Raw genomic sequence first — 24,231 nt, 5'->3', positions numbered from 1 at the left:
CCGGCGGCGCGTGTCCATGATCGCCGGACGGGCCGGTTCGCCGGACGGGGTCAGGAGATGTTGCCGGGGCCGGGGCCGACGTCGTGGGCGGTGGGCGGGGTCTGCTCGCGGTCGGGGGCCTCGGCGAGTCCCGGGGCGGCGGCGGTGTTGATCCGGGGCAGGGCGTAGGGGTGTTCGCGGCGGAGCCAGTCGAGGAGCTGCTCGCGGACGACACAGCGCACGGTCCAGATGTCGTCGGAGTCCTGGGCGGTGACCAGGGCTCGGACCTGGATGGTGCTGGGAGTGGTGTCGGTCACCACGAGGCCCCAGGCGCGGCCGTCCCACTGCTCGCAGTCCTTGAGGATCAGGTGGAGCTGTTCGCGCATCAGGTCCACCGGGGTGGAGTGGTCGAGGTGGAAGAAGACGGTGCCGGTCATCCGCGGGTTGCCGCGGGACCAGTTCTCGAAGGGCTTGCTGGTGAAGTAGGAGACCGGCATGGTGATCCGCCGCTCGTCCCAGGTGCTCACCACCAGATACGTCAGGGTGATCTCCTCGACGGTGCCCCACTCGCCCTCGACGACCACCACGTCCCCGATCCGCACCAGGTCACCGAAGGCGATCTGCAGCCCGGCGAAGAGGTTGGCGAGCGTCGACTGCGCCGCGACGCCGGCGACGATACCGATGATGCCGGCCGAGGCCAGCATCGAGGTGCCGATCGTGCGCATCGCGGGGAACGTCAGCAGCATCGCCGAGATCGCCACGACGCCGACGATCGCCGAGACCACCCGCTGGATCAGCGTCACCTGGGTACGGACCCGTCGCACCCGGGCCCGGTCGTGGGAGCTGGACGCGTAGCGCGAGTACGAGGCCTCCACCACGGCGACCGTCACCCGCACCACCAGCCAGGCGCAGGCCCCGATCAGGACCAGGGTCAGCGCCTGCCCCACGACGGCGCTGTGGTTCGGGGCGATGTGCGCGGCCGCGTAGGACCCTCGCAGCAACGCGCTGCACAGCACCAGCTGGAGCGGCAGCCGGCAGCGGCGCAGCAGGTCCCACAGTGGTGTCTCGGGGTGTTGTGCGTCGGCGCGGCGGAGCGCCATGTCCACCACCCAGCCGACAGCGAGGGTGAGGACGACGGCACCGCCTGCCACGGCGACCGGGCGGACGACGTTCTGCATGCTTTCGAAAGTAGCTGGCACCATGGTCGCGTACCCGACCCCCGGCGAAGGAGCCCTGTGAATATCGTCCTCTTCCACTCGGCCTACGGACTGCGCCCGGCGGTGCACACCGCCGCCGACCGGCTGCGTGCCGCAGGCCACGAGGTGCACGTCCCTGACCTGTACGGGGGCCGTACCGCCGACACCGTGGAGGACGGCATGGCCATCAAGGACGAGATCGGCCGTGACGAACTTCTCATGCGGGCCGTCACGGTCTCCGGCCCCCTGTCCGACCGCGGCCTGGTCTACGCGGGCTTCTCCCTCGGCGGCTCCATCGCCCAGAACCTCGCCCTCGCCGACGACCGGGCCCGCGGCCTGCTCCTTTTCCACGGCACGTCCGACATCGCCGACGACGCGGCCGCCACCGACCTGCCCGTCCAGCTGCACGTCGCCGAGCCGGACCCCTTCGAGCCCGACGACTGGCTCAACGCCTGGTACCTGCGGATGCGCAAGGCCGGCGCCGACGTCGCGATCCACCGCTACCGCGGCGCGGGCCACCTCTACACCGACCCGGACCTGCCCGACCACGACGCCGACGCGGCCGACCGCACCTGGGCGATCGTGGTGGACTTCCTGGCGGATCTGGACGCGGCCGGTTCCCGGTAGCCCGGTAGCCCGGTAGCCCGGTAGCCCGGTCAGCCCGCGGCCTCCGGCAGGGGGGTGCGCGGGAGATGTCCCTGAGGCGGTGCCCAAGTTGCGTGAGGTCAAAGGGGAACACCGGATGAGCAAACGGCGGTACGTGGCCAGAGGTGTCCCGGGCGGCTACCGCGTCTGGGACAACAGGGGGCGCCGGTGGTGGGGCGACCACTACGAACTCTGCCCCGATGATCTTCTTGCCGAACTCAACGGTGCCGCCGACCAAGGGAGGATCACGGTTCTTCTCAAGCGGTACAGGGCCCAGAAGCGTTGACTCGTCGTGCCCGCTGCGTGCCCGTACGGTCCGTGGCATTTTGGGCCGTCTCCGGGCCGCATCGCGCGCCGCGACTCGGCGGAGCCGTTGTTCAGTAGACCGATATGTGCACGTGGTCGTAGTGGTTGAGGGTGATCGAGCCGCGGTCCTCCATCTTCTTCCAGCCCTGCTGCGGCAGCCGGCTGGACCAGATGTGCTGCTCGTATATGACGTACCAGATGCCGTATTCCTGGGCGTGTTCGCGCACCCAGGCCACGATGTCCTCGGCGAGGGCGTCGGCCCTGGGGGTCGCGCGTTCACCGGCCGGACCGAGCATGAAGTCGCAGGCCCGGCCCAGGGGATGTTCGCCGCCCCCGGCTATGCCGCCGTCCTCGCGGTAGCAGCCGGGGGTGCCGTGGAGGCCGAACTCCTCGACGACGGCGTCCCTGACGGTCTCCATGCGCGCGGTGATGTGGTCGGGGCCCTCGGGCTGCTGTTTCTCCCAGGAGGACGCGCGGACCTGGGCCCTGAGGGTCGGCCAGGCCATGGCTGCCAGGAGGAGGCCGCCGAGCAGCAGCAGGGTCAACAGGGTTCTGCGCGCCCGGCTCCCGCGTCCCCGCCCCGAGGTGGTGTCCATCGGTACGAGAACGCGGGAGGGGTGCGATCAGTGCCCGGTGGGCGTCAGCTCGCCCGGTAGGCGGTCCACTGGTTCTGCATGCGGGTCACCTGGCCGGAGGTGAACTGGTACATGCAGGAGTCGTACGTGTAGTCCATGAAGTTGTGGATCGGGTCGACACCGGTGGCGGTGCAGGTGTCACGGCCGGTCGGGCACTCGTAGGCGGCGGACTTCTCGGCCGGGGTGTCGGAGACGGAGTCGCCGGTGGTGCCGCAGGCGCCCTGGAAGGTGTGGTACAGGCCCATCCAGTGGCCGACCTCGTGGGTGGCGGTGTCGCCCTCGTTGTAGTTGGTGGCGGAGCCGCCGGGGATCGAGGTGTCGAGGATGACGACCCCGTCGTAGGTCTTGTTGGACGAGTAGGAGCTGGGGAAGGTGGCCCAGCCGAGCAGGTCGTCCGAGAGGTTGGCGGAGTAGATGTTGAGGGCTCCGGCGCCGCCCTTGCGGAGGGTGGACTTCATGGTCGTCTCGGCGGAGGAGCCGTCGGTGAGGTTGTACCAGGTGGAGTTGTTGGTGTAGTCGGTGCCGGCCAGCGAGAACTGGAAGCCGGTGCTGACGTTGCCGGTGCCGGTGCCGCCGTAGGCGGCGTTGAGGACGGAGATCTGGCCGGCTATCTGGCTGGCGGTGAGGCTGCCGGTGGTCCCGCTGGTGATGACGTGCCAGTAGACCGGGATGGTCGTGGTGGCGGCGGCCTTCAGGGTGGTCCGCTTGCCGGCCGCCTTCAGGACGCCGAGCTTCTTCTTCAGGTCGGCGTTCATCCGCTTGACCTGGGCCGCGGTGACCGCGTTGGGCTCCTTGGCCGTCGAGCCCTTCATCTTGCGGGCCGCGGCGTCGTCGTCGGCACACTGCTGCGCGCCGGTTCTGGCGTGGGCGGCGGCGGTGCTGACGGTGGCGGTGGCTCCGGAGACCGGGAGCAGGGCGAGGGTTCCGGCCACGGCGGCGAGGCCGAGCAGGCGCCGGGAGGCAGACGTGTGGGGGGACATGGGCACTCCTGGTGGGGGACCGGGCGGGGAGGAATTTCCTCCTCACCGAGCCGGAGATTATGTGTCCATGCCAGACGCGGTGCAGGCCGGAACCGGCCCATTGGTAAAGGGAGGGTATTCCCTTGGTATGCAACGGCTTTGACACGCGGGGCGGGCGGAATGCCCGGGTCGGAGGGCATTCGAGTCTTTGTCCGCCCGCCCCGTGTGATCCTCGGTTAACGCGACCAGTGGCCGGAAATCGATGCTGAGGGGCCGTCAGTTGACCGGTGAGTACACCCGCTCGACTTTCTGTGTGCCGGCTGTGGTCCGGTACGAGCGTTCCCAGGTGGAGGTGGCGGCCGGATCGGTGCGGTCGGACAGGACGTAGTAGTCCATCTGGGCGCGGGCCGCGGTGAGATCGAGGACGCCGTAGCCGTGGGAGTCGGTATCGAGCCACTTGACATGGCGGTTGGCGGCCCGGATCGCGGCGGCGGCGACGACGGAGACCGTGCCGGGCGCGACCTTGAGGATGTCGTCGAGGTTGTCGGAGGTCACCGAGGTGATGACGAACTCGGTGGCGGCGGAGGGCGACAGGGGGTAGGTGGCGGCCCTGACCGGTACGTCGTTGGCCCAGGCCATGTGGATGTCGCCGGTCAGGAACACGGTGTTGCCGATGCCGTTGTCGTGCAGATGGGCCAGCAGCTCACGGCGGTCGTCGGTGTAGCCGTCCCACTGGTCGGTGTTGACGGCCAGGCCGTCCCGGGGCAGGCCAAGCAGCTCGTCCAGCGGCTCCAGGAGGTACGCGGGCAGCGAACCGAAGGCGACGGGGCTGATCATCACCGAGTTGCCGACCAGCCGCCAGGTCGTCCGGGAGGCCGACAGGCCGGACTTGAGCCAGTCGAGCTGGGCACGCCCGGTGATCGTACGGTCCGGGTCGTCGACGTCGCCGCTGCCGGCCTTCACCTGCTGGGAGCGGAAGGAGCGCAGGTCCAGCAGGGACAGATCGGCCAGTTTCCCGAAGCGCAGCCGGCGGTAGGTGGTGCCGGCGACGGAGGGGCGGACCGGCATCCACTCGAAGTACGCCTGCCTGGCGGCGGCCTGCCGGTCCTTCCAGGCGCCCTCGGCACCCTCGGTGTGGTTCTCCGCGCCCCCCGACCAGGCGTCGTTGGCGAACTCGTGGTCGTCCCAGATGGCGATCACCGGGGCCGTGGCGTGCAGCGCCCGCAGGTCCGGGTCGGTCTTGTAACGGCCGTGCCGGGTGCGGTAGTCGGCGAGGGTGGTGATCTCGTGGGCGGGCGCGTGGGGCCGCACGACGGTGCCCCGGGCGGCGTACTCGCCGGTCCCGTACTCGTAGATGTAGTCGCCCAGGTGCAGCCAGGCGTCCAGGTCGCCGCGGGCGGCGAGGTGGCGGTACGGGGAGAAGTACCCGGCCTCCCAGTTCGCGCAGGAGACCACACCGAAGCGCAGCCGGCCGGTGGCGTCGTCGTCGGCGGGGGCGGTGCGGGTGCGGGCGACGGGGGAGTCGACGCCCTCGCAGCCGAAGCGGAACCAGTAGTCGGTGGCGGGCCTCAGGCCGCGGATGTCGGCCTTGACGGTGTGGTCGGAGGCGGCGGTGGCGGTGACGGAGCCGGTCGCCACCACGGAGGAGAAGGCGCGGTCCGTGGCGACGGTCCAGCTGACCGGGGTGTCCGGGCCGAGGCCGGAGCCGGGGACGGCGTCGGGGGCGGGCGTCACCCGGGTCCACAGCAGGATGCCGTCCGGCAGCGGGTCGCCGGAGGCCACCCCGTGCAGGAAGGCGGGCTGCGCGGACGCCCCGGTGCCGTCCGCCTGGGCGGCGGTGGCCGCCAGCGGTATCAGCGCGGCCCCGGCGGCGGCCGCCTTGACCACGGCCCGCCGGGAGGGCGCGGTCCGCCGGTGGGGCGCGCCCGGCGCGGGTGCGTTCGATGCGTTCGATGAGGTCTGCGAGGGTGCGGAGGTCTCGGTCACAGGCGCACAGGTTACGCGCCAGTAACCCACGTCCGAGGGGTGTTTCGAAACGTTCGACGGGATTTCGCCTGCCGGTTCCCGGGGTCTTCGCCGGGAACCGGCAGGCGTGACCGCGAGGCCGCTGCCGCTACTTCTTCAGCTGGGTCTGGACCGCCGCCTTGAACTGGGCGGCGGTCATGCCCTGGACGTTGTCCATGACCGTGCCGTCCAGCTTCACCGTCGGGGTGCCGGATATGCCGTCCGCGCTGAACTGCTCGTCCATCGTCAGCGCCCACTTGTCGTAGGTGCCGTCCTTCACGTCCTTCTGGAAGGCCTTGTTGTTCTTCAGGGCCGGTACCTTCTGGGCGTACTTGATGAGGTTGGCGTCGCTGCCGAAGGCGTCCGTGGTCTCCTCCGGGTGGACGGCCTTGGAGTACAGCACCTTGTGGTACGCGGTGAAGGCGTCCGTGCTCACGTTCAGCGCCGCGCCCAGCGCGCTCAGCGCGTTCTTGGAACCCTGGCCCTGGCCGAGGGAGTTGTCCAGGAAGGCGCCCATCGTGTACGAGATCTTGTACGTGCCGTCCTTGGCGAGGGCCTGCACCTGGTCGCCCGAGGTCTGCTCGAACTGGGCGCAGATCGGGCAGCGCAGGTCCTCGTACACCTTGAGGGTGTGCGTGGCGCTCGACTTGCCGACGACGATCGACGTGCCGTTCTTGCCCGACGAGTTCGCGGGCTTGACCAGCTTCTTGTCGGCGGCCGCCTCCCAGTAGCTCGGCTGGTTGAGCTTCACCACGGCCACCGCGACGCCGGCCAGTACCGCCAGGGTGGCTATGACGCCGCCGCCGACGAGTATCTGGCGGCGCAGCTTCTCCCGCTTCGCCTGCTTCTCGCGCTCGGCGCGCAGCCGCTCCCGGGCGGCGCTCTTGGCGGCGAGGCTGTTTCGCTGACTCATGATGGTTCGTTCTCCGTCTGTGTACGTACGTGGGTGGGGGCTCAGGTCAGTGCCGAGCGCGGCGGACCACGGCGTACGACGGAGTGCGCGAGCAGCGGGAGCGCGGGGGCCGGGGCGGCGACGGCCGCCCGCGCGTGACGCGGAACCGGCCGGAAGGGCGGCGTGCGCAGCGCGGCCATGGCGACCGCCAACGGCCGGAACGCGGTGCGCAGTACACGGTGCAGGGCGGCCTCACCGCGCCGCAGCCACCAGGAGGCCGCCAGCCCCACCGCGAGGTGGACGCCGAGCAGCAGCCAGGGCGACGCGGAGTGCGCGGAACCGGCGGCGCCGATCTCGCCGCCGTGGCAGGTCAGCGCCCGCCAGGAACCGGTGACGGGGCCGCCGCCGGGGCCGTAACAGGTCGCCTGGCCGACGGTGAAGGCGGTGTCGGCGGCGAGTTCGAGCGGCACCAGCAGGGCGGCGATCGCCCCGAAGCCGCGCTCCCGCCCGCCGAGCGCGTAGGCGGCGGCGAACACCGCCCCGTACGCCCCCGCCACCGTGGTGAGCGGCAGGGGCATCCGGGAGAGCAGCACATGGGAGGTGGCGGACAGCGTGACGCACAGCGCGGCGAACAGCGCGGCGCGCAGCGCTCTCAGCGGTGGTCCCGTCCCCTCCATGGCGCAGAGTGTGCCACGCCGATAGGTAAGTAGTACTTAAAGCCTGGCTGTGGACCCCGGCTTCAGAGCCCGGGGATCCGGCCGTTGCGGAACAGGTCCACGAAGATCTGGTGGTCGGCCCGCGCCCGCGCGCCGTAGGCGTGCGCGAAGTCCACCAGCGTCTCGGGGAAGCCGTCCTCGTCCGCCGCGATGGCCTTGTCGATGGCGTCCTCCGTCGAGAACGGCACCAGCGAGTGACCGCTCTCGTCGTCGGCGGCGGCGTGCATACCGGCCGTGGCACGGCCCAGATCGGCCACCACGGCCTCGATCTGCGCCGGGTCGTCCAGGTCGGACCAGTCCAGGTCGACGGCGTACGGCGACACCTCGGCGACGAGCTGGCCGACACCGTCCAGCTCGGCCCAGCCGAGGTACGGATCGGCGTGGGCCTGCAGCGCGCGCTGGGAGATGACCGTGCGGTGGCCCTCGTGGCGGAAGTAGCCGCGCACCGCCGGGTCGGTGATGTGCCTGGACACCGCGGGCGTCTGGCCCTGCTTCATGTAGATCACGACATCGTTCTCCAGGGCGTCGGTGTGCCCTTCGAGCAGCAGGTTGTACGAGGGCAGCCCCGCGCTGCCGATGCCGATCCCGCGACGGCCGACGACATCCTTGACGCGATGGCTGTCGGGGTTGATCCCGTTGGTCTCCGGCAGCGTCCCCAGGTAGGCCTCGAAGGCGTCGAGCACCTTGGCGCGGGTCGCCGCGTCCAGCTCGAAGGCGCCGCCGCCCGGCGCGAAGCGGCGGTTCCAGTCGCGGATCTCGGTCATCGAGTCCAGCAGGCCGACCCGGGTCTGGGAGCGGGCGCTGCGCAGCGCGTCCAGCAGCGGACCCTGGGCGGTCTCCAGGGTCAGTGAGGGCACCGCCTTGTCGTGCGCGAGTGCGCGGATCCGGTCGCGGTAGGCGGCGGCGTAGGTGCGCACCAGACCGGAGATCACGTCGTCGGCGAGGGCCTTGCTGTAGCCGATGAGGGCGACGGAGGCGGCGAAGCGCTTGAGGTCCCAGGTGAAGGGACCGACGTACGCCTCGTCGAAGTCGTTGACATTGAAGATCAGGCGCCCGTTGGCATCCAGGTAGGTGCCGAAGTTCTCGGCGTGCAGGTCGCCGTGGATCCAGACCCGCGACGTGCGCTCGTCGAGGTAGGCGGCGCCGTCGTCCGCGGCCGCCAGGTCGGCGTAGTACAGGCCGGCCGTGCCCCGGTAGAAGGCGAAGGCGGAGGCCGCCATCTTGCGGAACTTGACCCGGAAGGCGGCCGGGTCGGCGGCCAGCAGCTCGCCGAAGGCGGTGTCGAACACCGCGAGAATCTGCTCGCCGCGGTTGCTGTCGCCGAACGTGGTGCTCATCGCCGGTGTGTCTCCCGATCGTAGAATTCTGGATTCCCTGGATTCCCTGGATTCCCTGGATTCCCTGGATTCCCCCGGACTCCCCGGTGGCAACGGACCAGGCCCCGTGCCCGTGCCGCAGGCTACGCCCCGGCTCCTCGGGGTTTCGCCCCGGGCGGTGGCCGGACCTCGACGGGATTGTCGGTGCCGGGACGTAGGATTCCCCTCGCCGCCCGTAGAAGTTCATGGACCGACCGCCCGGAGGTGTCACTCCCCGTGACAGACCAGCCGTTCACGCACCTGCACGTCCACACGCAGTACTCCCTCCTGGACGGTGCCGCGCGGTTGAAGGACATGTTCAAGGCCTGCAATGAGATGGGCATGTCGCACGTGGCGATCACCGACCACGGCAACCTCCACGGGTCGTACGACTTCTTCCACCAGGCCAAGGCCGCGGGCGTCACGCCGGTCATGGGCATCGAGGCCTATCTCGCCCCCGAGTCACGGCACTACACCAAGCCCGTGAAGTGGGGCGCGCCCCACCAGAAGGGCGACGACGTCTCGGGTGCCGGCGCCTACACCCACATGACGATCTGGGCACGGAACGTGACGGGGCTGCACAACCTCTACCGCGCCCAGTCGCGCGCCTCCTTCGAGGGGTTCTTCCGCAAGCCCCGGATGGACCGCGAGCTGCTGTCGCAGTACGCCGAGGGCCTGATGGGCACCACCGGCTGCCCGTCAGGCGAGGTGTCGACGAGGATCCGCCTCGGTCAGATGGACGAGGCGCTGAAGGCGGCCGGCGAGTACCAGGACATCTTCGGCAAGGAGAACTTCTTCGTCGAGATCATGGACCACGACATCGACATCGACCGCCGCGCGCGCGACGGCCTGATGGAGGTCGCCAAAAAGCTCGACGCGCCCTTCGTCGTCACCAACGACTCGCACTACACCTACGCCCACGAGTCGGCGGCCCACGACACCCTGCTGTGCATCCAGACCGGGTCCAACCTCTCCGACCCCGGCCGCTTCAAGTTCGACGGCTCCGGCTACTACCTCAAGTCCGCCGCCGAGATGTACGCGATCGACTCCTCCGACGCCTGGCAGGAGGGCTGCCGCAACAGCCAGCTCCTGATCGCCGACCGGGTCGAGACCGCCGGCATGTTCGAGTCGAAGAACCTCATGCCGCGCTTCGACGTCCCCGAGGGGTACACCGAGGTCAGCTGGTTCCGTGCCGAGGTCGCGCGGGGCATGGCCCGGCGCTTCCCGGGCGGCATCCCGGAGGACCGGCAGAAGCTCGCCGACTACGAGATGGACACCATCGTCCAGATGGGGTTCCCCGGATACTTCCTCGTCGTCGCCGACTTCATCATGTGGGCCAAGAACAACGGCATCGCCGTCGGCCCCGGCCGAGGATCGGCGGCCGGTTCGATCGTCTCGTACGCGATGGGCATCACCGACCTCGACCCCGTCCCGCACGGTCTGATCTTCGAGCGGTTCCTGAACCCCGAGCGCATCTCCATGCCGGATGTCGACATCGACTTCGACGAACGCCGGCGCGCCGAGGTGATCCGTTACGTCACCGAGAAGTACGGCTCCGACAAGGTCGCCCAGATCGCGACCTACGGCACCATCAAGGCCAAGAACGCGATCAAGGACTCGGCCCGGGTGCTCGGTTACCCGTACGCGGTCGGCGACCGGATCACCAAGGCGATGCCCGCCGACGTCCTCGGCAAGGGCATCCCGCTGTCCGGCATCCTCGACAAGGACCACCCCCGCTACAGCGAGGCGGGCGAGGTCCGGGCGATGTACGAGAACGAGCCGGACGTGAAGAAGGTCATCGACGCCGGCCGGGGCATCGAGGGCCTGGTCCGGCAGATGGGCGTGCACGCGGCCGGCGTGATCATGTCCAGCGAGCCGCTGATCGACCACGTACCGATCTTCTCGCCCAAGAACGACGGCGCGGTCGTCACCCAGTGGGACTACCCGAGCTGTGAGTCGCTCGGCCTGCTGAAGATGGACTTCCTCGGCCTGCGCAACCTGACGATCATGGACGACGCGGTCAAGTCGATCAAGGCCAACAAGGGCATCGACATCGACCTGCTCTCCCTGCCCCTGGACGACCCCAACACGTACTCCCTGCTCGGCCGGGGCGACACCCTCGGCGTCTTCCAGTTCGACGGCGGCCCCATGCGCTCCCTGCTGCGCATGATGAAGCCCGACAACTTCGAGGACATCTCCGCCGTCTCGGCCCTGTACCGGCCGGGCCCGATGGGCATGAACTCGCACATCAACTACGCGCTGCGCAAGAACAAGCAGCAGGAGATCACCCCGATCCACCCGGAGCTGGAGGAGCCGCTCAAGGAGGTCCTCGGCGTCACCTACGGCCTCATCGTGTACCAGGAGCAGGTGCAGAAGGCCGCGCAGATCCTCGCCGGGTACTCGCTCGGCGAGGCCGACATCCTGCGCCGCGTGATGGGCAAGAAGAAGAAGGAGGAGCTCGACAAGAACTTCGCCTTCTTCCAGGAGGGCTGCAAGAAGAACGGCTACTCCGACGCCGCCATCCAGGCCGTGTGGGACGTCCTGGTCCCCTTCGCCGGCTACGCCTTCAACAAGGCCCACTCGGCCGCGTACGGACTGGTCTCCTACTGGACCGCGTACCTCAAGGCGAACTACCCCGCCGAGTACATGGCCGGCCTCCTGACCTCCGTCAAGGACGACAAGGACAAGATGGCGCTCTATCTCAACGAGTGCCGTCGCATGGGCATCAAGGTCCTCCCGCCGGACGTCAACGAGTCCGAGGCCAACTTCACCCCGCGCGGTGACGACACGATCGTGTTCGGCCTGACCGCCGTGCGCAACGTCGGACAGAACGTCGTGGACTCGATCGTGCGCTGCCGGAAGTCGAAGGGGAAGTACAGCTCCTTCCCCGACTTCCTGGACAAGGTGGACGTCGTGGTCTGCAACAAGCGCACCGTCGAATCCATGATCAAGGCCGGCGGCTTCGACGAGCTCAAGCACTCCCGCAAGGGCCTGTCGGCGGTCTTCGAGCCGATGATCGACAACGTGGTCGCGGTCAAGCGCAAGGAGGCCGAGGGGCAGTTCGACCTCTTCGGCGACCTGGGCGGCGACACCGCCGACTCCGGCACCGCCTTCGGCCTGGACACCCCGATCGGCGACGACGAGTGGGACAAGGCCTATCTGCTCGCCCAGGAGCGGGAGATGCTCGGCCTGTACGTCTCCGACCACCCGCTCTTCGGGATCGAGCACATCCTCAACGACAAGAGCGACGCCGCCATCGCCGCGCTCAACGGCGGTGACTACTCCGACGGCTCGATCGTCACCATCGGCGGCATCATCTCCGGCCTCCAGCGCAAGATGACCAAGCAGGGCAACGCCTGGGCGATCGCCACCGTCGAGGACCTGGCGGGCACCATCGACTGCATGTTCTTCCCGGCCACCTACCAGCTGGTCTCGACCCAGCTGGTCGAGGACGCGGTCGTCTTCGTCAAGGGCCGCCTCGACAAACGCGAGGACATCCCCCGGCTGGTCGCGATGGAGCTGATGGTCCCCGACCTGACCGACGCCGGGACCAACGCCCCGGTCACCATCTCCATCCCCACCGTCAAGGTCACCCCGCCCCTGGTCGCCCGGCTCGGCGAGGTCCTCGCCAGCCACAAGGGCAACACCGAGGTCCGGGTCCGGCTCCAGGGCGCCCGCAAGACCACGGTGCTCCGGCTCGACCGGCACCGCGTCACCGCCGACCCGGCGCTCTTCGGCGACCTCAAGGCGCTGCTCGGCCCGGCCTGTCTCGGCGTGGCCCAGCAGCAGGCGGGCTGACCACCGGCCCGCCCGGCCCACCGGCCCCACCCGCCCCGCCCGTACACGCAGAGTGAGACCGGGCCGCCCGCGGGCGGCCCGGCGCGCGGCACGAAAACAGCCCCTGCCGGCGGACAGACCGCCGACGGGGGCTGATTCGCGACAGCCGTCCGGCTAGTTGTGGCCGAACTTCTTTCCGCGCTTGTGCGATACGTGCTGCTCGGAGCCGGGGACCGGCATCGTCTGCTCCTGAGCGGCGGAAGTCTTCGCCGGTTCATCGGCGGGCATGGCGGTCGAGCGATGTTCGTGGCGCTGTCCGGTGCGTTCACCACGGTTCTTGTTCTTGCCCACGATCGTTCCTCCTTGTAGGAAACCTTGGACGACGGGCATCACTCACGTTTCCATGGGAGTACGAAGGTCGCATTTCGGGCAGTTGCAGACTGTGACGGCCGTAAGGTGGCCGGACCGCCACGCCGGTGATCGGGTTCCGGCTCATAACGCCGGTGCGTTCGGGCAGACTCGGAGGAACATCCATACCGGGGGGCCGTCAGGACACCGGAGAAGAGGGTGAGACCGATGGACCGCTGCGTCGTCCTGGTGGATGCCGGCTACCTGCTGGGCGCCGCCGCGAGCCTGCTGGCCGGAGAGCCCTCACGGTCCCGGATCCTGGTCGATCACGCCGCCGTCGTGGCCGGCCTGCGGGAGCGCGCCGAGATCGAGACCGGCCAGCCGCTGCTGCGGATCTACTGGTTCGACGGCGCCCCCGACCGCGTACCGCAGCCCGAGCACCGGCGGCTGCGGGTCATGCCGCGGGTCACCGTCCGGCTGGGCGCGCTCACCCGAACGGACGGACGCTGGGCGCAGAAGGGCGTCGACGCCGCCATGCACGCCGAACTCTCCGAACTGGCGCGCAACCGGGCCTGCTCGGACGTGGTCCTGGTCACCGGCGACGGCGACCTGCTGCCCGGCATGATGTCCGCGAAGGAACACGGGGTCGCCGTCCACCTGTGGGCCGTGCAGGCCGCCGACGGCGACTACAACCAGTCCGAGGACCTGGTCGCCGAGGCGGACGAACGCCGGGTGCTCGACCGGGAGTGGATCACCCGGGCCATCCGTGCCCGTGAGGTGGCCGGCACCGGCGCCTGCGCGCCGCTCGGCCCCCGGCCGGAGATCGCGGCGATCCTGTCGGCGCCGCTGCCCGAGCCCGCGCGCGGCGCGCCGCCGGCCCCGGCCGAGCCGGCCGCCGCCAAGAACGGGGCAGCGGCCGCACCGGCCGACCCCGAGCAGCCTCCCGGCAAGGTCGTCCCCACCCCCAAGGACCTGGCCGCGCTCCGGGGCCCCGGGCACGCGTCACCCCACCACGCGCCGGCCCCCGCCGCGACCCTGCGCTGGTCCTCCGACAAGGGCATGGTCGGCGCCGCCGAGGCCGCCGAGTCCGGTCTGCCCACCCTCGCCCAGCTCACCTCCGCCGAACAGCGCTGGGCGGACCGCGAGGAGGACATCACCACCGTCTCCGGCGACCCCTTCGAGGTCGGCCAGGTCTTCGCCCGCCGCTGGATCGCCCGACTGGCCGACGCCGGGCAGCTCCAGCTGCTCTCGGTGGAGTACCCCCGCGTCCCGCACCGCATCGACGGTGAGCTGCTGCGTTACGCCGCCCGCTTCGGCCTGCTGGCCCACAAGGACGACCAGATCGACGAGCACGACCGCTATGCCATCCGGGCCGGGTTCTGGCGTGAGATCGACGCCCGGTCGGTGGCCGCCGGGCAGCACGCCCCCGCCGGGGAGTAGCCAGGGCCTGTCTTATGGGTATTCGTGGGTGAAGGAGCGGGGTCTGGTGCGTGTGATCGCAAGGCCGAGGAGGGAGGCGACGCGGAGCGTCGTCGACTGACGAGAACACGGCGAGCGCGCGTGCCAGACCCCGCGACGCCACGAAGATACATAAGACAGGCCCCAGGGGGTCCGGGGCGCAGCCCGGCCCGCGCAGCGCGTAGTCTCGGTTCTCGTGAGCACAGGCACGGACCATGCGGCCGGGCGCGACACGGCTGTGATCCGTGTGCGCGGGCTGGTGAAGAGCTACGCGGACGTGCGGGCCAGCGACGGCATCGACCTGGATGTACGGGGCGGCGAGATCTTCGGCCTGCTCGGGCCCAACGGGGCCGGCAAGTCCACCCTCGTACGGCAGCTGACGGGACTGCTGCGGCCGGACGCGGGGACGATCACCTTCCTCGGGCACGACCTCGTACGCAGTCCGGAGCGCGCGGCGCGGCTGATGGGCTACCTCGGGCAGGAGTCCACGGCCCTCGACGAACTGACGGTGGCGCTGGCCGCCGAGACCACGGGACGGCTGCGCGGGCTGACCGCCCGGGCGGCCCGTGCCGAGCGGGACGCGGTACTGGAGGAGCTGGCGCTGACCACGATCGCGGGACGGCCGCTCAAACGGCTGTCGGGCGGGCAGCGCCGGCTGGCGTGCTTCGCGGCGGCGCTGGTGGGGGAGCGGCCGGTGCTGGTGCTGGACGAGCCGACCACCGGAATGGACCCGGTGGCGCGGCGCGCGGTGTGGGCGGCGGTGGACCGCCGGCGAGCCGAACGCGGCGCGACGGTGCTGCTGGTCACGCACAACGTGATCGAGGCCGAGACCGTGCTCGACCGGGTCGGGGTGATGGACGGCGGCCGGGTGATCGCCTGCGACACGCCGGCCGGACTGAAGGCCCTGGTCGCGGACGAGGTGCGGCTGGACCTGGTCTGGCGGGACGAGCCCCCGCTCCAGGTGCCGGGCATCGCGGCGCTGCGCGAGAGCGCCGGCATCGCGGGCCGCCGCTGGACGCTGCGGCTGCCGCAGACCCGGGCCCGCGCCGTGGTGGCCGAGGTGACGGGCGGTCCGGCGTTCGCCGCGCTCGACGATTTCACGCTGGCGACACCGAGCCTGGAGGATGTGTACCTGGCCCTGGGCGGTCGCCAGAAGGGACTGGTCAAAGGATGAGTGTGGCCTCCGCCGGAGCGGGCACCAACGCGGTGGCCCCGTCGGCCCCCGGCAGCGCCGGGCAACGGCCCGCCGCGGACGTCACGGCCGCGGCGGACGCCGCACCGGCGCCGCTCGCGCCGCGCACCCCGCTGCTGCCCGCGCTGGGCGCGGTCTACCGGGCGCAGCTGTCACGGGCGAAGGTGGCCCGGATCCCGCTGCTGTTCGTGGCGACGTTCCAGTCCGTCGGGATCATGGTGCTGATGCGCGGCGTGGTCGACGGCGGCGCGCACGGCGCGGCCCGCTCGGTGGTGGCGGGTTCGAGTGTGCTGGTGGTCGCGTTCGTCGCGCTGAACCTGCTGGCCCAGTACTTCGGGCAGCTGCGGGCCTCCGGCGGCCTCGACTACTACGCGACGCTGCCGGTGCCGCCCGCCGCGGTGGTGCTGGGTGCGGCGGGCGCGTACGCCTCGTTCACGGTGCCCGGGACGGTCGCGACGGCAGCGGTGGGCTGCGCGCTCTTCCAGCTGCCGTTCGCCAACCTGTGGGTGCTGGCCGCCGTCGTCCCACTCGCCGGCGCCGCCCTGGCCGGGCTGGGCGCGGCACTGGGGCTGCTGGCGCCGCGCCAGGAACTGGCCACGCTGTTCGGGCAGTTGGGCATGTCGGCGGCACTGCTGCTGGGCGTGCTGCCGGCCGGGAACCTGCCGGCCCCGGTCGGCTGGGTACGCGACGCGCTGCCGTCGACATACGGCGTCGAGGCGCTGGCCCGCGCCTTCGACGCACGCCCGGACTGGATCGCCATGGCCGCCGACCTGTCGGTGTGCGCCGTGGTGGGCGCGGTCTCCCTGTCAGTGGCCACCTGGGCATACCGCCGTGCCGCCTGCCGGTGACAGCCGCCGCGACGGCGGCCGGTGACTCGGCGGACGTGCCGCACGCCGTCCGGGCGTAGCGCCGGGCTGCCTGCCTGCCTGCGGCGCGCCGGATGTGCCGGCCGACGCCTGGGCGTATTGGTGGGTTTCCTGCCGGTGACGGCCGGCGGTGACTCGTCGAACGTGCCGGACGGCGCCTGGCGTGCCGCCGGGGCGCCTGCCGGTGAACAGCTGGCGTGATGGCTGCCGGTGACGGCCGCTGGGCCGCCTGCCGGTGATCCGTCGGACGGGCCCGTACGCCGTCCGGGGGTGCCGCCGGGCGTTCGCTGGTGACCCGGCGGGGGCGCCGCACAGGCGTACCTGGCACGATGGCAGCGTGACCGCACCTCTGACGCCCCACGGCCAGCCGCCCATGCAACCGCCGTACCCGGTGCCCGACACGCCCGGGGGCGGGTTGCCGGAGGACGAGCGCCTGGTCCTCGGCCAGGAGCTGCGGCGCGGTGCGCTGACGGCGCTGCTGCTGACCGTCGCGGGGGTGGCGCTGGGCCTGCTGTGGCTGTGGCTGGCGCCGCGCATTCCGTTGGTCTCGGACGGCAAGGCGGTCTACCTCAAGGACTCCGAGGGCGAACAGGCGGCCGGCGGCGACGGCACCTTTGTGCTGCTCGCCCTGGGGATGGGCGTGGTCAGCGCCGTACTGGCCTTCTGGCGCTGCCGGCGCGGCGGGGTCGGCATCGTGCTCGGCCTGGCGGTCGGCGCCGGGCTCGGTTCGCTGCTGGCCTGGCGGCTCGGTGTGTGGCTCGGCCCGACGCAGGACCTGGTGGCGCACGCCAGGGCGGTCGGCGCCAAGAAGGTCTTCGACGCCCCGCTGGAGCTGCGCGCCAAGGGCACCCTGCTGGTGTGGCCGATCGCGGCCACCCTGTTCCACCTGGGCCTGACCACGGGCTTCGGCCCCCGCGACCCGGAGACCGTCCCGCACTGGGACACCCCCGACGGCGCCTGACGCCCGCTACGGCGGCTACGCCGGCAGCAGGCGGCGGACCCGGACCAGCGGGACGGCGGCGGTCGTGGCGTTCCTGTCCGCCGTGCCGGGCGTGCGCAACGGCGCGCTGTTGGCCTCGGCCAGAGCGTCGGCGACGGCTCCCGATGGGCCGATGACGACGGTGGCCAGGACTCCGGCGACGATCCCGAGGCGGCGCGTGACGGTTGCGGTGCTCATGAGGAACTCCCCTGACGTCGGCTCTGCGTACGAGGCGTACGAGGCGTACGAGGCGTACGAGGGGATCCTCACCGACCGTGCTGTGCCGGTGCCCTGATCCGTCTGTGCGCGTCCTGTCAGCCTCAGGGCCTGCCGATCGGCGCGGTGACGGCGCCGGTGAGCCGCACCAGGTCCTGCGGGGCCAGCTCCACCTCAAGGCCGCGCTTGCCGGCCGAGACGAACACCGTGTCGTGGTCCAGCGCCGAGGCGTCGACGACCGTACGCAGCCGCTTGCGCTGCCCCAGCGGCGAGATGCCGCCCCGCACGTAGCCGGTCGTACGCTCGGCGTCGGCCGGGTCGGCCATCGCGGCCCGCTTGCCGCCGGCGGCCGTGGCCAGTGCCTTGAGGTCGAGGGAGCCGGCGACGGGCACCACGGCGACGGTGAGGGCGCCGTCGACATCGGCGACCAGCGTCTTGAACACCCGCGCCGGTGAGGTGCCCAGGGCCTGGGCGGCCTCCTCGCCGTAGCCGAGGGCGGCGGCGGGGTCGTGGTCGTAGGCGTGGACGGTGAAGGGGGCGCCGGCCTGCTCCAGGGCGACGGTGGCGGGCGTGCCGCCGGAGGTCTTCTTGGTCTTCTTGGCCACGGGGCTCCGCCGGAGGGTCAGTTGGGGCTCGGGGTCTGGCGGGTCAGGTCGACCGCCGGGAGGGTGCGGAGCTTGCCGATGACGGCTGCCTCACGGCGCAGCAGCCGCAGTTCCTCGGTGAGCCGGGTGGCGGTGTCCGGGGCTTCAAGGAGGGCCTGTTTGAGCGGCGTCTCCAGGACGGTGGCGGCGGCGACGAGGAACGACAGCACCGACGGCTCGTCGGGCAGCTCACTGCCGGAGTCGGTGGCCAGGGTGCGTTCGCGTGAGCCCGCGACCCGCTTCTGGTACGTGCGGAAGGCCCGCGCGACGCCGGCGGCCAGCGCGCCCGACCCCTCGCCGGGCTCCTCGGGCAGTTCCTCGGTCTCGCCGACCAGGTACGGTCCGCCGGCGTCCACCGACAGCAGCCGGAAGCGCGTCGTCCCGGTGGCCACCATCTCGAAGCCGCCGTCCTCGCGCTCGCCGATCGTGGCGGCCTCGGCGACGCAGCCCACACCGAAGAAACTCCTGGCGGGGTCGGGTCCGAAGCCGGCCGCGGCGCCCCGGTCCTTGGGGGCGTCCTTGGACGCGACCTCGTGGCCGTCGCGGATGGCGACGACGCCGAAGCGGCGCGGGGCGTCCTCGGGGAGGGCGATGAGATCGCGTACGAGTGCGCGATACCGCTCCTCGAACACGTTCAGCGGCAGCACGAGGCCGGGGAACAGCACCGAATTGAGCGGAAAGAGCGGGATGCGCACGGTCACAGCCAGCAAGCTTATGCGTAAGGGCCGCCGGGTTTGGCCCAGAGACCGACAGCCGATGCGAGCTGAACGCGTACGCCGGTGCGCATCTCCAGGAATTCGCGCCGGGGTTCGCCGGTACGGTGCCACGGAAAAGACGTCGCGTGCACCCCGATCGCGCGGAACTCGTCCAGCGCCTCGGACCACCGCCCGCGCAGGATCAGCATCTGGGCCAGCACATTGCGCACCTCGGCGGGCTCACGGTCGCCGGGGTGGTGCCAGGCGGACAGCTCCAGGGCGCCGGTGATGGCCGCGTCCACGTACGTGTCGGAGTCCCGGCCCCCCGTGAGCAGGTGCTCGTACGCCGCCAGCAGCGGCAGACCGAGCACCAGGGAACCGGGCAGCACGCTGTCGGCGGCGTCGGCGGCGAACGCCAGCCATTCCCGGGGACGGACCGTGCCCTCCGCGCGCAGGAAGCGCAGGGCGCTGACATGGCAGCCGTAGTGGTGCGGGGAACGGGCCAGCACCTGCGCCCACAGGGTGTCGAAGTCCTCGCGCCGCGCGCCCAGGCCCCGGGCGCGGGTGATCGCGGTACGCCAGGGCACCGGATCGCCGGGGCCCGCCTCCGTGGCGGCCCGCACCAGGGGACCGGCCTCGCGCAGCAGCGTGGTGCGGCGGGCCGGACCGGGCGCCCGCCAGGCCTGCCGGACGGCGGCCTCGGCGCGCACGACGGCCAGGTCCGGGCTGTCCGGGTCGGCGTCGCGCCAGTCCCGCAGCCACAGGGGGCCGCCGCCCGTGAGGTGGTGCTCGGCGAGCCAGGCGACATACCGGTCCCTGGTCTCCCACCAGGCGGCGTCCCGGGTCCAGGCCAGCAGCTCCGCGACCGGCTTGAAGTCGCCGCCGTCCAGGTGCGCCGAGGCCGCCGCGAGCCGCTCGTCCGGCGCGTCGAGGAGCACCGCGTCATCGGGCGGCAGATCGGCGCCGATGTGCGGTGTGTGCCGCAGCATGCGCGACACGGCGACCAGGGAACGGAGGAATGGCATGGTGTGCTCATTCAACGGCGGGAACTCCGGCGGGCACCTGTGCTTTCGATGAAGATTCGGTATCTGTCACCGCCGCGCCGCTACGCCGCCGCGCCGCGCCGGCCGGTCAGCCGCGTCGGAGCAGCCGGGACGCGCCGGCCGCCACCGTCGTGGCCAGCACCCACCCCAGCACCACCATGGCCGCCGCCGCCCACTGCGCGTCGCCCGCCGGTTTCCACGCGCTGTCCTGGCCCAGGTCGATGACCGGCAGCAGCAGGTCCAGCGCGTAGAGGGCGGCGCTCCAGTGCGGGGCCTCGTCCGCCTTGAGGGGCGGCGGGGGATGCCCGTGGAAGAAGTTGGCGCCGATGGCCCACAGCACCGCCATCCACAGCGCGGCCCGGCCGGCCCGGTAGCCGTAGCCGACCGTGATGTCCTGCATGTAGCCCCACAGCTTGCCCGCCAGCGGCAGCGTCTCCCGGCGGCGGCGCTGCTTGGCGAGCAGTACCTCGCGGGCGTCGGAGTCCTCGCCGCTGGCGCGCAGCGCGGCCGCCAGGTGCTCGTACGGCTCCGGGCTGTACTCGGGGGTGGCCGCCGCCAGCCAGGAGATGCGCTCGCGCAGCGGGAAGGGGCCCTCGGGGCTCAGCGAGCCGTACGAGAACCCGGTCAGGTCCACGCCCGCCGCCTCCGGCCAGCAGGTCTGCGCGTCGGTGAGGTTGCCCACCCGCGCCCCGGCCAGCGAGATCATGCCGGTCGGCGGCTCGTCCAGGGTGAGCCGCAGTTCGGGGGTCTGCACCCGGCGCAGGGACAGCTGCTGGCTTCCGGTGAGCCGGAACCGCGCCTGGTTGATGATCACCGCGTTGCCGAAACGGCCGTCGTCCAGCCGCAGCCCGCCCTCGCAGGTGAAGCGCCGGGTGCGCACGCCCATCGGCGGGGTGCCGCTGTTGCTGGCGGAGCCCACGTAGCCCGCGCTCAGGTACAGGGTGTGCTCGACCTGGACCCGGGCGGCGTTGAGCGCGTAGCGCCCGTACGGGTTGTGCAGCACGCTGCCGCGCAGGCTCAGCCGGCCGCCGATGCGGGCGCTGCGCAGGCTGATCTCGCCGGTGGCCTCCATCAGCTCGGCCTCGACGTCCTGCGCGACGCTGAGGCCGTCGGCGGCGATGGCGCGCCCGTGCCGGTCACGGCGGACGGTGAGCTGGTTCAGCAGCAGGTCGGTGCCTATGTGGGCGTCGGTGAGCCGGATGCCTCCCTCGACGGTGCACTGCGGCAGGTGCAGGTCGCCGGTGGTGTGCAGCCGGGCGGCCTCCAGGCGCGGAACGGCGCAGTGCACCATCCGTATGGTCGTGAAGTGGCACTCCGACAGCATCACGACCTGTTCGAAACGGCAGTCCCGCAGCTCGACGTAGGGCACCACCGTGCCGCCGGAGAGCTGGAGTTCGCCGGTGATCTGGGCGCCGGACAGCTTGACGCACGACACCCGGCCGGGGACGGCGGGCGGCCCGTCGAGCAGCAGCCGGGCGATCGTCTCGGCCCGTACGGTCCGGTCGGGGCCCCAGAAGCGGTCGGCGGCAGGGTCGTCCCGCTCGGGGATGCCGGTGCGCAGGTCGTACCACTCGCCGAGGCGAAAGGCCTCCCAGAGCCCCTGTTCCACCGCGGTCCAGTCCTCCGGCGGCTGATGCGGTGGCCGGTCCGCCGCCTGACGCGGCGGCTGCTGCTGCGGCTGCTGCTGCGGCGGCTCGTGCGGCGGCTCGTGCGGCGGCTGGTGCGGCGGTGCCGGTGGTGGTGACGGCGGCGTGTCCGACTGCTCGGTCACCGGTTTCCCTCCCGTGGCTCACAGCGACGACCGAAACGCTATCGGCAATGATCTTCCGGTGGGGGCCGTATGCCGTATCAGGGACTGATACCCGGCGCGGGCCCCCGGTGGCTTTCCCTACACTTGGGAGGGTGATCTCCCGAATCGATCTGCGCGGCGATGCCTTCCCCGAGAACGGAATCGACCGCGACCTGCTGCCCCGTGCCGACTTCGACGTCGAGGCCGCCCTGGAGAAGGTGCGCCCGATCTGCGAGGACGTGAAGCATCGCGGCACGGCGGCGCTGATCCACTACGCGGAGCTGTTCGACGGAGTCGTCATCGACCGGGTCCGGGTGCCGGTGGAGGAGCTCTCCCGCGCCCTGGACGAGCTGGACCCGAAGGTGCGCGCCGCGCTGGAGGAGTCCGTCCGCCGCGCCAGGATCGTCCACCGCGAGCAGCGCCGCACCGATCACACCACGCAGGTCGTGCCGGGCGGCACGGTCACCGAGCGTTGGGTGCCGGTGGACCGCGTCGGGCTGTACGTGCCGGGCGGGCTGTCGGTCTACCCGTCGTCCGTGATCATGAACGTGGTGCCGGCCCAGGAGGCCGGCGTCGGCTCCATGGCCGTCGCGTCCCCCGCGCAGAAGGAGTTCGGCGGGCTCCCGCACCCCACCATCCTCGCCGCCTGCGCGCTGCTCGGCATCGACGAGGTGTACGCGGCCGGCGGCGCCACCGCGATCGCCATGTTCGCGTACGGCACCGAGGAGTGCCGTCCCGCCACCCTGGTGACCGGCCCCGGCAACATCTACGTGGCCGCCGCCAAGCGTCTGCTCAAGGGCCGGATCGGCATCGACGCCGAAGCCGGGCCCACCGAGATCGCGATCCTCGCCGACGCCACCGCCGACCCGGTGCACGTCGCCGCCGACCTGATCAGCCAGGCCGAGCACGACCCGCTGGCCGCCGCCGTCCTGGTCACCGACTCGCCGGACCTCGCCGAGGCCGTCGAGAAGGAGCTGGCGGTCCAGGTCGCCGCCACCAAGCACGTCGAGGACCGGATCGTTCCGGCGCTGACCGGCCGCCAGTCCGGCATCGTGCTGGTCGACGGCATCGACCAGGGACTCGCCGTGGTGGACGCCTACGCCGCCGAGCACCTGGAGATCCAGACCGAGAACGCGGCCGCCGTCGCCGCCCGCGTGCGCAACGCGGGCGCGGTCTTCGTCGGGGCCTTCGCCCCCGTCTCGCTGGGCGACTACGCCGCCGGCTCCAACCACGTGCTGCCCACCGGCGGCTGCGCCTGCCACTCCTCCGGGCTGTCGGTCCAGTCCTTCCTGCGCGGCATCCACGTCGTGGACTACACCCGCGAGGCGCTGGCCGAGGTCGCCGGGACCGTGGTCACCCTCGCCGACGCCGAGGACCTGCCCGCGCACGGCGCGGCTGTACGAGCGCGATTCGATTGGACGGTACCGGGTCAGTGACCGGCATTGACGACCTTCCCATCCGGGACGAACTGCGCGGCAAGTCCCCGTACGGCGCCCCCCAGCTCGACGTCCCGGTACGCCTGAACACCAACGAGAATCCGTACCCGCTGCCCGAGGCCCTGGTCGAGCGCATCACCGAGCGGGTCCGCGAGGCCGCCCGCGGCCTCAACCGCTACCCCGACCGGGACGCGGTCGAGCTGCGCACCGGCCTCGCCGCGTACCTCACGCGCACCGCCGGGCACCCGGTCGGCCTCGCCAACGTCTGGGCGGCCAACGGCTCCAACGAGGTCATCCAGCAGCTGCTGCAGACCTTCGGCGGCCCCGGCCGCACCGCGATCGGCTTCGAGCCCTCGTACTCGATGCACGCGCTGATCTCGCGCGGCACCGGCACCGGGTGGATCTCCGGCCCGCGCAGCGAGGACTTCACCATCGACGTGGCGGCGGCCACGGCGGCGATCGCCGAGCACCGCCCGCATGTCGTCTTCATCACCTCGCCCAACAACCCCACCGGCACGGCGGTCGACGCCGGCACCGTCCTGGCGCTGTACGAGGCCGCGCAGGCCGCCCGCCCGTGCCTGGTGGTGGTCGACGAGGCGTACGGCGAGTTCAGCCACCGTCCCTCGCTGCTGCCGCTCATCGAGGGCCGCTCCCACCTGGTGGTCAGCCGCACCATGTCCAAGGCCTTCGGTGCCGCCGGTCTGCGCCTGGGCTACCTCGCCGCCGACCCGGCGGTGGTGGACGCCGTACAGCTGGTCCGGCTGCCGTACCACCTGTCGGCGGTCACGCAGGCCACCGCGCTCGCCGCGCTGGAGCACACCGATACGCTGCTGGGGTACGTCGAGCAGCTGAAGGCCGAGCGGGACCGCCTGGTCGCCGAACTGCGGGCGATCGGCTACGAGGTCACCGACTCCGACGCCAACTTCGTCCAGTTCGGCCGCTTCGAGGACAGCCACGCCGTCTGGCAGGCGCTCCTCGACCGCGGTGTCCTGGTCCGCGACAACGGCGTACCGGGCTGGCTGCGGGTCACCGCGGGCACCCCGGCCGAGAACGACGCGTTCCTGGAAGCGGCACGCGACCTGAAGAAGGAGAGCTGAGCAC

At 71.7% G+C, this 24,231-nt stretch carries 22 protein-coding genes; 9 read left to right on the top strand and 13 right to left on the bottom strand.

Annotated features, from left to right (window positions below):
- Positions 1-50: 50 nt before the first annotated feature.
- A complete protein-coding gene (locus RWE79_RS10775; RefSeq protein WP_475939814.1) occupies positions 51-1,157 on the bottom strand; it encodes a mechanosensitive ion channel family protein in 1,107 nt (368 codons plus the stop codon).
- Positions 1,158-1,214: 57 nt separating this feature from the next.
- Here RWE79_RS10775 and RWE79_RS10770 point away from each other — a divergent pair, with 57 nt between their 5' ends.
- Entirely contained in the window at positions 1,215-1,802 is a 588-nt protein-coding gene (locus tag RWE79_RS10770) for a dienelactone hydrolase family protein (RefSeq protein ID WP_475939813.1), read from the top strand.
- Between the two features lie 115 nt (positions 1,803-1,917).
- Positions 1,918-2,106, top strand: coding sequence for a hypothetical protein (locus RWE79_RS10765; protein ID WP_475939812.1), 189 nt, complete (start codon positions 1,918-1,920; stop codon positions 2,104-2,106).
- A 91-nt stretch (positions 2,107-2,197) separates the two neighbouring features.
- On the opposite strand, the gene RWE79_RS10760 is transcribed toward RWE79_RS10765, so the two are convergent.
- The 6 genes from RWE79_RS10760 to RWE79_RS10735 form a co-directional block, all read right to left on the bottom strand.
- Positions 2,198-2,722 (bottom strand): VldE C-terminal domain-containing protein, encoded by a 525-nt coding sequence (locus tag RWE79_RS10760; protein ID WP_475939811.1) that lies wholly within the window; start codon positions 2,720-2,722, stop codon positions 2,198-2,200.
- A gap of 44 nt (positions 2,723-2,766) precedes the next feature.
- Positions 2,767-3,741, bottom strand: coding sequence for a zinc metalloprotease (locus RWE79_RS10755; protein ID WP_475939810.1), 975 nt, complete (start codon positions 3,739-3,741; stop codon positions 2,767-2,769).
- 255 nt (positions 3,742-3,996) lie between these two features.
- The gene (locus tag RWE79_RS10750; RefSeq protein ID WP_475945738.1) at positions 3,997-5,607 is read right to left on the bottom strand and encodes an alkaline phosphatase D family protein; all 1,611 of its coding nucleotides are present in this window, start codon (positions 5,605-5,607) and stop codon (positions 3,997-3,999) included.
- 226 nt (positions 5,608-5,833) lie between these two features.
- The gene (locus tag RWE79_RS10745) at positions 5,834-6,637 is read right to left on the bottom strand and encodes a thioredoxin domain-containing protein (protein WP_475939809.1); all 804 of its coding nucleotides are present in this window, start codon (positions 6,635-6,637) and stop codon (positions 5,834-5,836) included.
- A gap of 41 nt (positions 6,638-6,678) precedes the next feature.
- On the bottom strand, positions 6,679-7,293 hold the full coding sequence (locus RWE79_RS10740) for a hypothetical protein (protein ID WP_475939808.1): 615 nt from the start codon (positions 7,291-7,293) through the stop codon (positions 6,679-6,681).
- Positions 7,294-7,355: 62 nt separating this feature from the next.
- A complete protein-coding gene (locus tag RWE79_RS10735; RefSeq protein ID WP_475939807.1) occupies positions 7,356-8,669 on the bottom strand; it encodes a DUF2252 domain-containing protein in 1,314 nt (437 codons plus the stop codon).
- Between the two features lie 255 nt (positions 8,670-8,924).
- Between RWE79_RS10735 and dnaE the strand changes: the two genes are divergently transcribed.
- Positions 8,925-12,485 carry a DNA polymerase III subunit alpha gene (gene dnaE, locus RWE79_RS10730; protein WP_475939806.1) on the top strand — a complete coding sequence of 1,187 codons (3,561 nt, stop codon included), beginning with the start codon at positions 8,925-8,927 and terminating at the stop codon, positions 12,483-12,485.
- 153 nt (positions 12,486-12,638) lie between these two features.
- Here dnaE and RWE79_RS10725 read toward each other — a convergent pair whose 3' ends face one another.
- Positions 12,639-12,815, bottom strand: coding sequence for a hypothetical protein (locus RWE79_RS10725; protein ID WP_475939805.1), 177 nt, complete (start codon positions 12,813-12,815; stop codon positions 12,639-12,641).
- A 225-nt stretch (positions 12,816-13,040) separates the two neighbouring features.
- Here RWE79_RS10725 and RWE79_RS10720 point away from each other — a divergent pair, with 225 nt between their 5' ends.
- The 4 genes from RWE79_RS10720 (at position 13,041) to RWE79_RS10705 (ending at position 17,289) form a co-directional block, all read left to right on the top strand.
- On the top strand, positions 13,041-14,252 hold the full coding sequence (locus RWE79_RS10720; protein ID WP_475939804.1) for an NYN domain-containing protein: 1,212 nt from the start codon (positions 13,041-13,043) through the stop codon (positions 14,250-14,252).
- Positions 14,253-14,466: 214 nt separating this feature from the next.
- The gene (locus RWE79_RS10715; protein WP_475939803.1) at positions 14,467-15,444 is read left to right on the top strand and encodes an ABC transporter ATP-binding protein; all 978 of its coding nucleotides are present in this window, start codon (positions 14,467-14,469) and stop codon (positions 15,442-15,444) included.
- Complete coding sequence (locus RWE79_RS10710) at positions 15,441-16,310, top strand: ABC transporter permease (protein WP_475939802.1); 870 nt, start codon at positions 15,441-15,443, stop codon at positions 16,308-16,310. The genes RWE79_RS10715 and RWE79_RS10710 overlap by 4 nt, the downstream gene beginning before the upstream one ends.
- Before the next feature lie 355 nt (positions 16,311-16,665).
- Complete coding sequence (locus tag RWE79_RS10705; RefSeq protein ID WP_475939801.1) at positions 16,666-17,289, top strand: ABC transporter permease; 624 nt, start codon at positions 16,666-16,668, stop codon at positions 17,287-17,289.
- A 15-nt stretch (positions 17,290-17,304) separates the two neighbouring features.
- Here the strand turns inward: RWE79_RS10705 and RWE79_RS10700 are convergent, their stop codons facing one another.
- The 5 genes from RWE79_RS10700 to RWE79_RS10680 form a co-directional block, all read right to left on the bottom strand.
- The gene (locus RWE79_RS10700) at positions 17,305-17,505 is read right to left on the bottom strand and encodes a hypothetical protein (RefSeq protein WP_475939800.1); all 201 of its coding nucleotides are present in this window, start codon (positions 17,503-17,505) and stop codon (positions 17,305-17,307) included.
- 122 nt (positions 17,506-17,627) lie between these two features.
- A complete protein-coding gene (gene ybaK / locus RWE79_RS10695) occupies positions 17,628-18,128 on the bottom strand; it encodes a Cys-tRNA(Pro) deacylase (RefSeq protein WP_475939799.1) in 501 nt (166 codons plus the stop codon).
- A 17-nt stretch (positions 18,129-18,145) separates the two neighbouring features.
- Complete coding sequence (locus RWE79_RS10690; protein WP_475939798.1) at positions 18,146-18,877, bottom strand: LON peptidase substrate-binding domain-containing protein; 732 nt, start codon at positions 18,875-18,877, stop codon at positions 18,146-18,148.
- A gap of 2 nt (positions 18,878-18,879) precedes the next feature.
- Positions 18,880-19,887, bottom strand: a complete 1,008-nt coding sequence (locus tag RWE79_RS10685; RefSeq protein ID WP_475939797.1) for a hypothetical protein — start codon at positions 19,885-19,887, stop codon at positions 18,880-18,882.
- A 106-nt stretch (positions 19,888-19,993) separates the two neighbouring features.
- Positions 19,994-21,514, bottom strand: a complete 1,521-nt coding sequence (locus RWE79_RS10680; RefSeq protein WP_475945736.1) for an oxidoreductase — start codon at positions 21,512-21,514, stop codon at positions 19,994-19,996.
- A gap of 293 nt (positions 21,515-21,807) precedes the next feature.
- On the opposite strand from RWE79_RS10680, the gene hisD reads away from it, so the two are divergent.
- Both hisD and RWE79_RS10670 read left to right on the top strand, forming a co-directional pair.
- Positions 21,808-23,130, top strand: coding sequence for a histidinol dehydrogenase (hisD, locus tag RWE79_RS10675; RefSeq protein WP_475939796.1), 1,323 nt, complete (start codon positions 21,808-21,810; stop codon positions 23,128-23,130).
- Positions 23,127-24,227, top strand: coding sequence for a histidinol-phosphate transaminase (locus RWE79_RS10670; RefSeq protein WP_475939795.1), 1,101 nt, complete (start codon positions 23,127-23,129; stop codon positions 24,225-24,227). The genes hisD and RWE79_RS10670 overlap by 4 nt, the downstream gene beginning before the upstream one ends.
- Positions 24,228-24,231 lie beyond the last annotated feature (4 nt).

The sequence above is a fragment of the Streptomyces sp. RLA131 genome (assembly GCF_056270125.1).
The sequence above is the reverse complement of the archived record's forward strand: the minus strand, read 5'-3'. Positions and strand labels throughout refer to the sequence as shown.

Bases quoted from the DNA above. Each gene is read 5' to 3' on its own strand.
- RWE79_RS10775 (WP_475939814.1), bottom strand. From the start codon at position 1,157: ATGCAGAACGTCGTCCGCCCGGTCGCCGTGGCAGGCGGTGCCGTCGTC.
- RWE79_RS10765 (WP_475939812.1), top strand. From the start codon at position 1,918: ATGAGCAAACGGCGGTACGTGGCCAGAGGTGTCCCGGGCGGCTACCGC.
- RWE79_RS10760 (WP_475939811.1), bottom strand. From the start codon at position 2,722: ATGGACACCACCTCGGGGCGGGGACGCGGGAGCCGGGCGCGCAGAACC.
- RWE79_RS10755 (WP_475939810.1), bottom strand. From the start codon at position 3,741: ATGTCCCCCCACACGTCTGCCTCCCGGCGCCTGCTCGGCCTCGCCGCC.
- RWE79_RS10745 (WP_475939809.1), bottom strand. From the start codon at position 6,637: ATGAGTCAGCGAAACAGCCTCGCCGCCAAGAGCGCCGCCCGGGAGCGG.
- RWE79_RS10740 (WP_475939808.1), bottom strand. From the start codon at position 7,293: ATGGAGGGGACGGGACCACCGCTGAGAGCGCTGCGCGCCGCGCTGTTC.
- RWE79_RS10735 (WP_475939807.1), bottom strand. From the start codon at position 8,669: ATGAGCACCACGTTCGGCGACAGCAACCGCGGCGAGCAGATTCTCGCG.
- RWE79_RS10720 (WP_475939804.1), top strand. From the start codon at position 13,041: ATGGACCGCTGCGTCGTCCTGGTGGATGCCGGCTACCTGCTGGGCGCC.
- RWE79_RS10710 (WP_475939802.1), top strand. From the start codon at position 15,441: ATGAGTGTGGCCTCCGCCGGAGCGGGCACCAACGCGGTGGCCCCGTCG.
- RWE79_RS10700 (WP_475939800.1), bottom strand. From the start codon at position 17,505: ATGAGCACCGCAACCGTCACGCGCCGCCTCGGGATCGTCGCCGGAGTC.
- RWE79_RS10685 (WP_475939797.1), bottom strand. From the start codon at position 19,887: ATGCCATTCCTCCGTTCCCTGGTCGCCGTGTCGCGCATGCTGCGGCAC.